Here is a 13177-nt window from a genome sequence, read left to right as displayed (position 1 = left end):
TTATTTGTGGAGTGCTTCTTTGATGAGCATGTTCGCCGAGCGTTGGAGTACGTCGCGTTCCTTGGCGAGTTCGGCTCGGAGTCTGCGTAGCCGTCGAAGCTCCGCGCGTCCGCTGAGCGCGACGCCACTGTCGTGCTCGCTGTTGTCTTGTGTCCCAGTCTGATCCGGCGTGTCCTCGTGGGCGCCGGGGGCGGCGGCGATGGCCGGGATCACCTTGGCGCGCGACGGAGATCGCAGACGCCCCTCGCCGTTGCGTGGTGCGTTGACCACGCTGCCGATGGGGCCCATGACCGGCGCACCGAACGAACCCGGGGCGGCCAGCGCCGCCTCGGGGACAGCCCCCAGACCGCCGGCAAGCGGCATCTCGGCTGAGGCCAGCCGGATCGCTGGCGCGCTGCCCCATGTCGGTGGCACCGAGAGCCCGCCGACGGTCGCGGCCTCCCCCACTCCGGCTGACACGCTCGTACTGGCCAAGCCCGCCCCGAGCGCACCGCCGGAGACATCCGATGCGGTGGCCGCGGCGGCCGCGGCAGCGGGGGCGTTGATGGCCGCTTGCGCGATCAAGGCACCTTGCACCATGGACGCCGAAATGAACGGGGAGACAACGAAACCGGCGCCGGAGATGGCATACATCCCGCCGTTGAAGGCCCCGAAGTAGCCGAAGGCCAGGTTGCTGTCGTTGACGAAGTCACCGATCGGGCCGGTGGTCAACAGGTTGAGCAGATCGTCATAGATCGGGTTACCCGTTGCCCCGGGTGAGGCTTGCGCCGGTGATGCCAACGACTGCAACGCATTCGGTACCTGCGACAGGGTTTGGCCCAAACCGCCGGTTCCGTTGGCTTGGCTGACCGCGCCGCCCTGAGCCGCGGTGCCGGACGGGTTGGTGGTTTGCGGTGCTTCATCAAACGGTGTCAACTGCGTCGCCGCCGAGGCCGCGCCGGCGTAGCCGTACATCGCGACCGCGTCTTGGGCCCACATCTCGGCGTACTGCGTCTCCGTCGCCGCGATCGCCGGGGTGTTTTGCCCCAGAATGTTGGTGGCCACCAGCGAGGCCAGCAACGTGCGGTTCGCGGTGATCACCGGTGGGGGCACCACCCCGGCGAACGCCGTCTGATAGGCCGCCGCGGCCGCTTTAGCCTGAGTCGCGGTCTGCTCAGCCTGGCCGGCGGTGGTGTTCATCCACGCCACATACGGCGCCGCCGCGGCGGCCATCGCGGTCGCCGACGGACCCAGCCAGCCCCCACCGGTCAAATCGGTGATCACCGACTGATACGAGCTGGCCGCCGCACTGAGCTCTGAGGCCAGGCTGTCCCACGCTGCGGCACCGGCCAGCAACGGACCCGCCCCGGCCCCGGCATACATCCGCCCCGAATTCACCTCCGGGGGCAACACCGCAAAATCCATCATCGAATCGCCTCTCTGATCAACCGGGCTGCCGCATCACGTTCCATGGCCAACTCCGCCATCTCCTCGCGCAGGGCATCAAGCTCGGCGCGTTCCTGATCGCTGAGCGAGCCAGAATCCTCTGATCCCGGCCGGCTCGCCTGCGGCCCACGCTCCAGCGCGTCGCCGTGGGCAGCGCCGGGGGCGGCGGCGATCGCCGGGATCACCCTGGCCCGGCTGGGGGGTCGCAGACGACCCTCGCCGTTGCGTGGCGCGTTGACCACGCTGCCCACCGGGGGGATTCCGCCGAACATCCCGCCCGGGGCGCCCACACCAGCCTCGGGGACGGCTCCCAGGCCGCCGCCGGCGATGGGCATCTCGGCCGAAGCCAGCCGGATCGCCGGCGCGCTGCCCCACGTCGGTGGCACCGACATCCCACCCAGCGAGGCGGCCTCTCCCATCCCCGCCGACACACCGGCACCCGCGCCGGAACCCAGCGACGCCGCCAGATCCGCACCCAACCCAGCACCCGTGGCATCCGAGGCCGTCGCGGCAAACGCCGCCGGCAACGCCCCCGCCTCCGGAAGAGCCAACGACAACAGCGGGCCGACGAAGAATCCCGGCAGACAGCCGACGAATCCGATGGCACTGACCGCAAACCCGTAATCGTTGCCCAACACCCCCAGCAGTTCACCCACGGCCTGAACCAACGGATCACTCAAAATGTCACCGATCGCATCCGCCGGAGACGCCGCCTGCGCCGGTGATGCCAACGACTGCAACGCATTCGGTACCTGCGACAGGGTTTGGCCCAAACCGCCGGTTCCGTTGGCTTGGCTGACCGCGCCGCCCTGAGCCGCGGTGCCGGACGGGTTGGTGGTTTGCGGTGCTTCATCAAACGGTGTCAACTGCGTCGCCGCCGAGGCCGCGCCGGCGTAGCCGTACATCGCGACCGCGTCTTGGGCCCACATCTCGGCGTACTGCGTCTCCGTCGCCGCGATCGCCGGGGTGTTTTGCCCCAGAATGTTGGTGGCCACCAGCGAGGCCAGCAACGTGCGGTTCGCGGTGATCACCGGTGGGGGCACCACCCCGGCGAACGCCGTCTGATAGGCCGCCGCGGCCGCTTTAGCCTGAGTCGCGGTCTGCTCAGCCTGGCCGGCGGTGGTGTTCATCCACGCCACATACGGCGCCGCCGCGGCGGCCATCGCGGTCGCCGACGGACCCAGCCAGCCCCCACCGGTCAAATCGGTGATCACCGACTGATACGAGCTGGCCGCCGCACTGAGCTCTGAGGCCAGGCTGTCCCACGCTGCGGCACCGGCCAGCAACGGACCCGCCCCGGCCCCGGCATACATCCGCCCCGAATTCACCTCCGGGGGCAACACCGCAAAATCGATCATCACGACCTCCTATTGGGCTGAATGCCGAGCTCAAGTGATCGGGCAGCGGAAACACAAAAACGACCCGCATGAAGATGCAGTGCGAACGCACGTGCCTTCCTGCTCGGCATGATCGCCACCTCCCACGTCGGTAACTCCATAGTTAGAATCGTTTCAAATATGGTGAGCCCGTGAGAGTGCAGTTTGTACTCGCAAGGGATCATCGTGACATTCCAGAACGGCACTGTTCAGGGCCATCTCCAGGGGTCCTACAGGTTACTCGCAGGTCCTGTAGTCCGTGTTCAGAGCGTATCCGCAACAGGGCCAAACTGGCCACGGATGTAACGTTTCTGGTGTCCAGATTTAACAACCTCTGAGTGGGTAGTCGGCCGGGCAGAGTCCCATTCCGTCTCGGCCGACGCCGAGACAGTCACTACTACAAGAATCGATTCTGGCGAAGGTGGCCACCCGCCGGGTCTGACGGGCAGATCCGGCGCGCGAGTCGTCCTTGGCGCAGGCTTTGACTGACGTGAGGCGCACCTCGCGGACGTTGCGCGATTCGTCCGCGCGTCCTGCGCGCCGTAGCGTTCAGCCCGCTGTTTCAACACCGTTCTCCGGCTCATACCCCGCCCGCAGGTAGGACACAACGCCATCGCGGTAGTCGAGAAATCCCTTGTACGCGGCGATCTCCTCGTCGAGTGTCTCGATCACGGTCGCAAGTTGCTGCGACCATGCAGGGATTCGGCGAACGTCCCTCAGCGAGGCCATGAAGGTCCGGATGTTGAAAGTCACCGCGCCCGTCATCGGTAGGCGAATGAAGTGCTCGAGCTCGATTCGAAGCCGGGCCCGGCCGAAGTCTCCGTCGCGGACCATTCTCGGCACATCGCGTCCCCACTCGTGAAGCTCCTCGAGGCTCACATCGAGTTTGTGTGAATCAGACGCCGAGAGGGTCCAATTCACCCGCCGGTAAACTTCGTCGGCGCGCAGGTAGCGCAGGAACCGCTCGGCGCGGGTGACGATTCCCTGGGAAATCAGATGCGGGACGGGTGCATGGATTTCGTACATATCCATTCCCACGTCGAAAGATACCGACCAAGCCGCGGCGAAGGTCACTGCGCCAGCGTCGAAGTAGAGTCGGCCGTCTCGCTCGACGACCAACAGGAGGTCATCGGGCACCTCGCGGGCAAGGAAGTCCAGCGGCCCGCGCGGTAACGAGTCCCAGTCACCGAACACAAAACGCTGGTCTGTGCCCAGTATTGCGTTGCGCCAATGAAATTGGCCGTCCGGCTGCTCGAGTAGCCGCATCATCTGCGGGTACGCCCGATCCAGGTCACGCAGGTAATACAGCAGCAGGTCCCAGCACGCGAGCTCCATTCCCGGCCTGAGCTTGACCCGATGCGGATCGGCGTCGAGGATTCTGCGCCGTTCTGCCATGATCGCGGGGTACTCCGCCCCACCGAGGTCGACGAGGTGTCGTCCCCATTCGCCTCCCCGGGTGACGCAGGGCACCCGGGCGGGCTCGACGTTGACGGTGTACTCGAACGTGGAGTCGTCATCGGGAAATGGCCATGGCAAATTGCTCAGATGGTCCACAGGCTGGGCGAGGTAACGCTGCACGGGGGTGTCGCGGTGATTCTGGATTGAGACGTTCATAGGCCCACCTCGATGTCCCGGCCACGTGAGACGCAGCTCAACATGGTTGTGTTTGTTGACTTCTCCTCGTCGGTGAGGACGAAGTCGCGGTGTTCGATTTCGCCGGCAAGCACGGTGATGCGACACTCGCCGCACACTCCCCGGCGGCACAAATTGCGCACCTGCAGGCCATGATCGAGTAGCCGCTGAAGGAGGGACACTCCAGCTGGCACGTCGATCACCTCCCCGGAACTCGCCATGATGGCCGTGAACGGGTCGCCTGGATCCTGCTGGGGCGCCGTAAAGCGCTCGAGATGCACACGTGCTGAAGGCCATCCGGCATTACGGGCAGCGCGCAGGTAGGTGTCGAGCAGCGCAGGGGGCCCGCACGCATAGGCGTGCGTGCCCAACGGCTGCGCGCGAAACCGCACAGACATCATGTCGATCGTGTCCTCGACCGTGAGGACCTCGCGCAATGTGATCCCCGGCCTGTCGGCGATTTCACGCAGATCGTCAAGATGAGCGGCGTTGCCCGGGCGATAGGAGTAGATGATGTCTGCGGTGCCACCACGACGCGCAATCGCGCGCGCATGGGACAGGATCGGCGTTACACCTATCCCGCCGGCAACCAGCAATGCGTTGCGCTGATTGAGGATTGGGGAAAACATCGCTCGCGGGCCTTCGATCTCCACGAGGTCGCCGGCCTGCAGCTGGTCGTGCATTAGATCGGATCCACGGCCTTCGCCGCGACGCATCACCGAGATGCCGTAGCTCGCAGGCAGTACGCCGTCATCGACTAGGGAGTATGCGTTGCGGTGCTCGCCGACGGTGACGATGAGATGACTGCCCGGTTGGTAGGGCGTCAACGGCGTGCCGTCGTCAGAGACCAGGCGGTAGTGTTTGATCTGCGGCGTCAGCGACGTCACCGAGGCAACCCTGAGCGACCGCGATGCGGTGGTGTAGGCCGGATGCAAGTGCGCTTGGTACGCGACGTCTGTTGCCGTCATGCCAACGTCCTCGCTTGGGCGTCGGATGCGAGAAAGCTGCCCCGAGTGGCGGAGCAGTGCCGATGAATCTCGACTTGCCTTCGGCACCCTGGACATTCGACGATCTCACCGGGCTGCCCGACGACGCGGTGGGTGTCGCGGCAGTGCGCACAATACATCGGTAGGTCGCGGGTGTGGATCACGAATGCGCTGAGTTCCTCGGGCAGGGCGCCCGCGGTGCGGGCGGCGGCCAGCGTGAGCAACACATCATGCTGACCGCCGACAACCATGATGCGTACTCCGGTACACGCCTTGGCTATTGCCTGCTCCACGGCGCGCCGGTTGTTGTCGTCGGCCAGCGAGCCGACGGCCAATAATCGGGTCGGCGCAACGCAGGCAGCGGCCGTCATCCAGTTCTGCGCGACATCATGCGCCTCGGGTTCTGAGCTTGCGGCAATCACCAAGAATGTCGCCCCCTCGGGATCGATACCGTCTGGCGTATCAGGCCAGACCGGCATACCGGGCTGCGGCGCGGCGCCGGGAGGACCGACGACGACTAGCTCCGGGCGGGTCGCACCCAACGATGTCGTTGTCAGGCCGGTCTTTTCGATCGTCATGTTCTCGCGTCCCTGCACTCTGGTCGGGTGCGTTGCCTGCAGCGCATGAGCACCCATGCAATGAAACTTGCTCCACCATTATGAAACCCTCGGCGTGTTTCGGGACTGTGTCGGACATGTTGAGCATGCGGAACATGCGAGGGTCGCCGTGGTCACGCCAGGTGAACATAGGGACGCCAACACCGTTGGTATTAACAAGTTTAGGCTTTGTCGGTCCGGCCCAGGCGCGGTTACCGAACGGGAGAACTCCAGCGCAGGACAACCCTGCCCGACGCGCCCGGCCGGTGCGCCACATTGTCGTCAGGCTACTGCTGGTGTTCGGCGGGTTCCAGCCCTCCGGCTTTCCGCAACACCGGGAGAAACCGTGCTTCGCCGGCGGCTGTCGTTGAATCACTATGTCCGGAAATGATTTTGATGCCAAACGGCAGGGCGGAAATCATCTCCGGAATAGATGCGACAACCAGATCCGCTTGTTGCCACAGTATCTCGCCGTAGGGTCGCGCGTTTCACAGCACCACCACCGACCGCAGGACGTCGCCCTTCTTCATTTTCTCGAATGCACTCTCGATGTCACCGAGACCGATGCGTTCGCTGACGAACTTGTCCAGCGGCAACCGACCCTGCTGAAAGAGGTCGATGAGAACTGGGAAGTCGCGCTCGGGAAGGCAGTCGCCATACCACGAGGACTTTAGGGACCCGCCCCGCGAAAAAAAGTCGACCAGTGGCATTTCCAACTGCATTTCCGGGGTGGGAACGCCGACCAGTACCACGGTTCCGGCGAGGTCGCGGGCATAGAAGGCGGTCATATAGGTCTCCGGGCGGCCGACCGCGTCGATGACGGCGTCGGCCCCGAATCCGCCGGTGAGGTCCTGCACGGCGCCCACGATGTCGTCGGTGGCCGACGCGTCGATGGTGTGAGTAGCGCCAAGCTCGCGCGCCCACTGCAGTTTACGGGCGTCACGATCGACGGCGATGATGGTGCGTGCGCCGGCCAGCCGGGCACCGACGATGGCGGCATCGCCGACGCCGCCGCATCCGATGACGGCGACCGAGTCGCCTCGGCCGACTGCGGCTGTGTTCAGTACCGCGCCCAGGCCCGCCATGACTCCACAGCCAAGCAGCCCTGCGACGGCCGGTTCGGCGTCGGGAGCGACTTTGGTGCACTGGCCCTCGTGCACAAGCGTTTTCTCGGTGAACGCGCCGATGCCCAGGGCGGGGGTGAGGGCGGTGCCGTCCTCGAGCGTAAGGGGAACCGACGCGTTGTAGGTGTCGAAGCAATACCAGGGCCGGCCGCGTTTGCAGGCCCGGCACTGGCCGCACACCGCACGCCAATTGAGGACGACGAAGTCGCCGACGTCGACGTGGGTGACAGATGTCCCGACCGCCTCGACGATGCCTGCCGCTTCGTGACCGAGCAGAAAGGGGTACTCGTCGTTGATACCGCCGTCTCGGTAGGCCAGGTCGGTGTGGCATACGCCGCAGGCCTCGATCTTCACGACCACGTCGTGGGCCCCGGGATCGGGAACGACGATTGTGGCGATTTCGGTCGCTGCACCCTTGGCGCGGGCGATGACACCCTTCACATGCTGCACTGGTATTCCTGTTCGTCGAAGTTTCTCGGACCTGCCGGAATTGACCACTCGTTCATCGCATCTCACCGGCGCCGACGTAGGGAAATCGTGTGGTGAGCGCTTGCCCTTCCGCGAAACGCGAGAGCCGGAAGTCGGATTCGGGAATGCGGGGGTCGGTGGAACGCCCCTCCACGACGAGGTCGGCGACCAGTCGTCCCACCGCAGGGGCGATCTTGAACCCGTGTCCGCTGAACCCGGCGGCGATGACCAATCCGTCGATGCCGCAACGGGAGATCACCGGATTCCAGTCGGGTGTCACGTCATAACAGCCGGCGTAGCTACTGCTGATCGACGCGTTGTCCAGCCCGGGAAAGCGAGTGCTGATCTTCTCGACGGCGAGGTCGAGGAAGGCTTCATCGGCGCGATTGTGGTAATGGTCCGGGTCGGCGGCGTTGGCCTCGGAAAGGTCGGAATTGCCGAACAGGACGTCGCCTCCCAGCTCGGGCCGGATGTACTGCAGTGACACCAGGTCGGAGAACACCGGCACCGGTCCCAGCTCGACCCCCGGAGCGACCATGACGATCTGCTCGCGGTGCACCCTGATCGGAAGGTCGATACCGCACGGCGCCAGCAACGGCGACGTCCACACGCCCGTGGCGATAACGACTGTGTCCGCGTGAATTTCGGTGCCGTCGATCAGGGCCACCCCGACGACGCGATCACCGGACAGGAGCAGCCGGGCGACTTCCGCGCTTTGCCGTAGGCGGACCCCGGCGGCCCGCGCGGTCACGATCATCGCTTGGGCGGTCAGGTACGCGTCACCGTAGCCGCCGCGGGCCTCCCAGCCGAAGGCTCCGAATGGTTCGAGATCGGCGGAGGGCCACAGTTTCGCGACTTCCGACTTGTCGATCTCCTCGGTCTGAACCCCAACGTCACGTTGGGCGGCAAGACTTTTGCGCATATTGTCGACGTTGGCTTCGCTGACTCCCACCACGTAGCCGGTCTGTCGGAAACCGATGTCGGTGCCGAAGATCTCGTGCGCCTTCTCAAAGACCTCGAGGCCAACGGCCGCCATGGCGGCTAACGAGCTCACCCCGTAGTGGCAGCGCACGATCCCGCTCGACTTGCCGGTCATTCCCGATCCGACGGTATTACGTTCGACGACAACGACATCGGTGATACCACGCTGGCTCAGCGCCCAGGCCGCCGCGACGCCCTCGATACCGCCGCCGACGATGACGACACTCGCTCTTTCAGTCGTCACAGCCCACCACTGATCCCGGGAATCCAGTCGGTGCCGGCGAGCGGCACGCGAGCCATGGCCGCTGCCTCGATGGTGACGGCCACCAAATCCTCCGGTTCGAGATGGCAGACGTGTGCCTTCCCGCACGCACGCGCGATCGTTTGCGCCTCCATGGTCAGTACACGTAGGTAGTTGGCCAGCCGGCGGGCTCCCTCGATCGGGTCCAACCGCGCCGCGAGCTGAGGGTCCTGCGTGCTGATGCCCGCGGGGTCGCGACCGTCCTGAAAATCATCGTAGAAACCTGCTGCGCTGCCCAGCTTCTCGTATTCGGCGGCATACTGCGGATGGTTGTCCCCCAGTGCGATCAGCGCCGCCGTGCCGATCGCTACGGCGTCGGCGCCCAGGGCAAGTGCCTTGGCGACGTCGGCGCCGTTGCGGATACCGCCCGAGACGACCAGCTGGACCTTGCGGTGTACCCCGAGCTCCTGCAGTGCCTGGACGGCCTGCGGAATGGCGGCCAGGGTGGGGATGCCGACGTGCTCGATGAACACCTCCTGCGTCGCCGCGGTGCCGCCCTGCATGCCGTCGACCACCACCACGTCGGCGCCGGCATGGACGGCCAGTTTCACGTCGTAATAGGTACGGGAGGCCCCGATCTTGACGTAGATGGGTTTCTCCCAGTCGGTGATCTCGCGCAGCTCGTTGATCTTGATCGTGAGGTCGTCGGGGCCCGTCCAGTCCGGGTGCCGGCACGCGCTGCGCTGGTCGATGCCCGGCGGGAGCGTGCGCATGGCCGCGACGCGTTCGGAGATCTTCTGACCCAACAGCATGCCGCCCCCGCCGGGTTTTGCGCCCTGTCCGAGCACGATCTCGATGGCATCGGCCTTGCGAAGGTCGTCGGGATTCGTCCCGAAGCGCGACGGAAGGTATTGGCAAACAAGCTGTTTGCTATGGCTGCGTTCTTCCACCGTCATGCCGCCGTCACCGGTCGTTGTCGACGTACCGGCCTCGCTGGCGCCCCGGCCGAGCGCCTCTTTGGCCTGCGCGGACAGCGAGCCGAAGCTCATCCCCGCAATCGTGACTGGGATCGCCAGGTGCAGAGGCTGCTTGGCGTGCCGACCGCCTAGGACCACGTCGGTTCCACAGCGCTCGCGGTAGCCCTCTAGCGGGTAGCGCGACATCGAGGCACCCAGGAACAACAGGTCATCCAGATGTGGCAGCGGCCGCTTGGCTCCCCAGCCGCGGATGTCATAGATTCCCGTCTCCGCCGCACGCTGGATAGCCGCGATGGTGCCGCGGTCGAAGGTGGCGGACTCGCGGAGTCCCATCCGGGCACGAGCGTCGCCGGGATCGGTGAATGGCACGGAAGTGGTCATCAGTAGGCACTCGCGTTGTCGACGTGGAAGTGGTAGAGCGAGCGGGAAGAGCCGTACCGCGTGTAGTCCGCGGTGTTGTCGTCCTCGTATCCGGCGGCCTTGAGTAGCTGCGCCAACTCAGCATGATGCTCGTCGCGCATCTCTTTGGCCACGCAGTCGGCGCCCAGGGTGGCGACGTTGCCGCGCACGTAGATTCGCGCTTCGTAGATGGAGTCACCAAGCGCCTCCCCGACGTCGCCGCGCACCACCAGCCGGCCGGCCTGGGCCATGAAGGCGCTCATATGACCGACGTTGCCGCCCACCACGATGTCGACGCCTTTCATCGAAATCCCGCATCGCGCCGCGGCGTTGCCCTCGATCACCAGCAGACCGCCGTGGGCGCTGGCGCCCGCCGACTGAGACGCGTCGCCACTAACCCACACCGTGCCGCTCATCATGTTCTCGGCAACGCCGGTGCCGGCGTTGCCGGCGATGGTGACCTCGGCTTGCTGGTTCATACCCGCCGCGTAATAGCCGACGTGTCCCTCGATTGTCACCTTCACGGCCGCGTCAAGGCCGACCGCGACGTTGTGCGCGCCGGCGGGGTTCTCTATCACGAACTCCCCGAACAGATCCCGCTCGTGCAGGGCCGCATTCACCTGTCGCAGCGAAACGTTGTTCAAATCGAAACGTGTGACTACCTGTTCCATGCGTACACCACCTCCGGTTGCGGTTCCCAGACTCGAGCCAGTTCGACGTTGGGCAGCGCAGCGAGCGCGCGGTATTCACTCGCGATCGCAACCCAATCGTCGGTTTCGGCGATGACGGCCGGCTTGCACGCGATGGCATCCCGAACCACGGCAAAAGAATCGTGGTCGGACACCACCAGCGTGTAGAAACCGTCGAAGGCGCCGCACAGTTCCTTCAGCGCGGTTTCGACGTCGCGACCCTGGGCGAGTTGGTTGGCCACGAACCGGGCGCCCACTTCGCTGTCGTTGTCCGAATCGAATTGGACACCGGCCCGGATGAGTTCGCGTCGCACGGAGGCATGATTGGAAAACGAGCCGTTGTGCACCAGGCATTGTTCGGGTCCGACGGCATACGGATGGGATCCCGACGGCGTCACCGCCGATTCTGTCGCCATGCGGGTATGACCCACGCCCTGCCAACCCGAAGCGGCCCCCAGCCCCCAGCGCTGCACCAGTTCGACGGGTCGCCCAACTCCCTTGAGCACGGCCAGGTCTCGGCCGAAACCGGCGGCCACGGCGTTGGGGAACACGGCGCGGGCGGCGTCGAGCACCAGCTGGGGAGCGACGGCACTGCGCAGTAGCAGCGTCTCGTCGACGAAGGAGGCATCGACGGTATGACCGAGCGCGGAGCCGACGGCGTCGGCAGCGGCCTGCGCGCTGCCGCTAATGCCGATGAGACTCACACAGGATTGCCCGGCCGGCGACCAGGTGGGATTGCCGTAGATGGCCACTCCGGCAGAGTCGGCGCCCCGGTCCTGCATCTCGCCGAGCATCACGCTGAGCAACGCGCCCAGCTGTGGGTAGAGATCCGGGTTGCGGAGATGCAGCCCGACAATTCCACACATCGTCGTGGTCCCTTCGTTTCTCGAGACGGCCGTCAGAAAGCGGTCAGGTACGTGTCGATTTCCCACGGGCTGACCGTCGAGTGCCAGGCGAAGAATTCCTTGCGCTTGAGCTCCGCGTAATACTTCGACACTCGTGCGCCTTCCATCGGGTCCCCCGACGGCATCGCCGCATCGAGGACGGATGTCATCACCGCGTCGGATTCGAGATGCTCGACCGCGTGCAACAAGGTCAGCGGCAGGGCGCGCCGGGCAGGGTCGAATTCACCGACGGGACCGGGATCGATACTGCGTTTGACGCCGTCCATGCCGGCACCCAGAGTCGCAGCTATGGCCAGATAGGGGTTGGCTGAGCCGTCGCCGCCGCGCACTTCGACGCGCTGGTTGTCGGGTACCCGAACGTAGTGGGTGCGGTCGTTGCCGCCATACGTCGGGGTGCGTGGCGCCCACGACGCCCCAGATGTCGTCGATACGGCGCCAGTTCGCTTGTAGGAGTTGACCGTTGGGGCAATCAGCGCCTGCAGCGCGGCGGCGTGATCGAGGATCCCGCCGACGAACCCGTATGCGGTCTGCGACAGTCCGAGCGCGCGGGGGTCCTCAACGCCGGGAAAGACCGGCGATCCGGCACTGGTCAGGGACAGGTGCAGGTGCAGGCCGCTTCCGGTGCGGTCGGTGAACGGTTTCGGCATGAAGGTCGCGATCATGCCGCGTTCGGCGGCCAGCATCGAGAGCAGATAGCGCAGCGTCACGACGCGGTCGGCGGTAGTCAAGGCGTCGGCGAATTTGAAGTTCTGCTCGAATTGTCCGTTGCCGTCCTCGTGGTCGTTGGCGTAGTTGCCCCAGCCGAGGGTGTTCATCGCGTCGCTGATCGCGGTCAGATGGTCGTACATGCGCGTCAGGGCGCGGGCGTCGTAGCACGGTTGCGCCGCGGTGTCCTCGGCGTCAGCCGTGGTGAGAGTGCCGTCCGGCGTCCTTTTGAGCAGGAAGTACTCGACCTCGGCCCCGACCCACGCTTCGAACCCGGCGTCGCCGACCTGCTGGAGGACGGCCTTGAGCAGGTTGCGCGGCGCAAACGGCCACGGCCGCCCCAGCACGTGCGGATCGCAATGCACGATCGCCAATCCGGGCTTGATGAACGGGATGGGGGTGAACGACGCTGGGTCGGGGATAGCGACAAGGTCGGGATCCTTGGGCTCCTGTCCCATTGCGCCGACGGCATATCCGGCGAATCCGACGCCCTCCGTGGAAAGTTCGTCGACCGCTGTGACGGGAACCAGCTTGGCGCAAGGCTTTCCGTTGAGGTCGACGAAAAGCGCTAACACGAACGTCGTGTTCGTGTCCCGACACAGCGCCGCAAGGTCACGGGTCGACATGATGGACTCTTTCCCTAGGATCTAATAACAGTGATCATAGTTTATTA

At 65.4% G+C, this 13177-nt stretch carries 11 protein-coding genes; all 11 read right to left on the bottom strand.

Annotated features, from left to right (window positions below; all coding sequences use genetic code 11):
* Window positions 1-1404 (bottom strand): PPE family protein, encoded by a 1404-nt coding sequence (locus MKK62_RS16550; RefSeq protein ID WP_434085096.1) that lies wholly within the window; start codon window positions 1402-1404, stop codon window positions 1-3.
* Complete coding sequence (locus tag MKK62_RS26465; RefSeq protein ID WP_286670863.1) at window positions 1404-2783, bottom strand: PPE family protein; 1380 nt, start codon at window positions 2781-2783, stop codon at window positions 1404-1406. The genes MKK62_RS16550 and MKK62_RS26465 overlap by 1 nt, the downstream gene beginning before the upstream one ends.
* Before the next feature lie 567 nt (window positions 2784-3350).
* Window positions 3351-4415 carry a heme-dependent oxidative N-demethylase family protein gene (locus MKK62_RS16535; RefSeq protein ID WP_240258800.1) on the bottom strand — a complete coding sequence of 355 codons (1065 nt, stop codon included), beginning with the start codon at window positions 4413-4415 and terminating at the stop codon, window positions 3351-3353.
* Window positions 4412-5401 carry a PDR/VanB family oxidoreductase gene (locus MKK62_RS16530; RefSeq protein WP_240258801.1) on the bottom strand — a complete coding sequence of 330 codons (990 nt, stop codon included), beginning with the start codon at window positions 5399-5401 and terminating at the stop codon, window positions 4412-4414. Before MKK62_RS16530 ends, MKK62_RS16535 begins: the two co-directional genes overlap by 4 nt.
* Complete coding sequence (locus tag MKK62_RS16525) at window positions 5398-6054, bottom strand: dimethylamine monooxygenase subunit DmmA family protein (RefSeq protein WP_260060438.1); 657 nt, start codon at window positions 6052-6054, stop codon at window positions 5398-5400. Before MKK62_RS16525 ends, MKK62_RS16530 begins: the two co-directional genes overlap by 4 nt.
* A gap of 449 nt (window positions 6055-6503) precedes the next feature.
* Window positions 6504-7595 carry an S-(hydroxymethyl)mycothiol dehydrogenase gene (locus MKK62_RS16520; protein ID WP_240264108.1) on the bottom strand — a complete coding sequence of 364 codons (1092 nt, stop codon included), beginning with the start codon at window positions 7593-7595 and terminating at the stop codon, window positions 6504-6506.
* A 46-nt stretch (window positions 7596-7641) separates the two neighbouring features.
* Window positions 7642-8832, bottom strand: a complete 1191-nt coding sequence (locus MKK62_RS16515; protein ID WP_240258803.1) for an NAD(P)/FAD-dependent oxidoreductase — start codon at window positions 8830-8832, stop codon at window positions 7642-7644.
* Window positions 8829-10187, bottom strand: coding sequence for an FMN-binding glutamate synthase family protein (locus MKK62_RS16510; protein ID WP_240258804.1), 1359 nt, complete (start codon window positions 10185-10187; stop codon window positions 8829-8831). Before MKK62_RS16510 ends, MKK62_RS16515 begins: the two co-directional genes overlap by 4 nt.
* Entirely contained in the window at window positions 10187-10876 is a 690-nt protein-coding gene (locus MKK62_RS16505; protein WP_240258805.1) for a GltB/FmdC/FwdC-like GXGXG domain-containing protein, read from the bottom strand. The genes MKK62_RS16510 and MKK62_RS16505 overlap by 1 nt, the downstream gene beginning before the upstream one ends.
* Window positions 10864-11760: a class II glutamine amidotransferase domain-containing protein gene (locus MKK62_RS16500; protein ID WP_240258806.1), complete on the bottom strand. Its 897-nt coding sequence runs from the start codon at window positions 11758-11760 to the stop codon at window positions 10864-10866. Before MKK62_RS16500 ends, MKK62_RS16505 begins: the two co-directional genes overlap by 13 nt.
* Window positions 11761-11792: 32 nt before the next feature.
* Window positions 11793-13130 (bottom strand): type III glutamate--ammonia ligase, encoded by a 1338-nt coding sequence (gene glnT, locus MKK62_RS16495; protein ID WP_240258807.1) that lies wholly within the window; start codon window positions 13128-13130, stop codon window positions 11793-11795.
* Window positions 13131-13177 lie beyond the last annotated feature (47 nt).

Source organism: Mycobacterium paraterrae (assembly GCF_022430545.2).
GTDB lineage: Bacteria > Actinomycetota > Actinomycetes > Mycobacteriales > Mycobacteriaceae > Mycobacterium > Mycobacterium paraterrae.
This window is presented reverse-complemented; position numbering and strand designations above follow the sequence as displayed.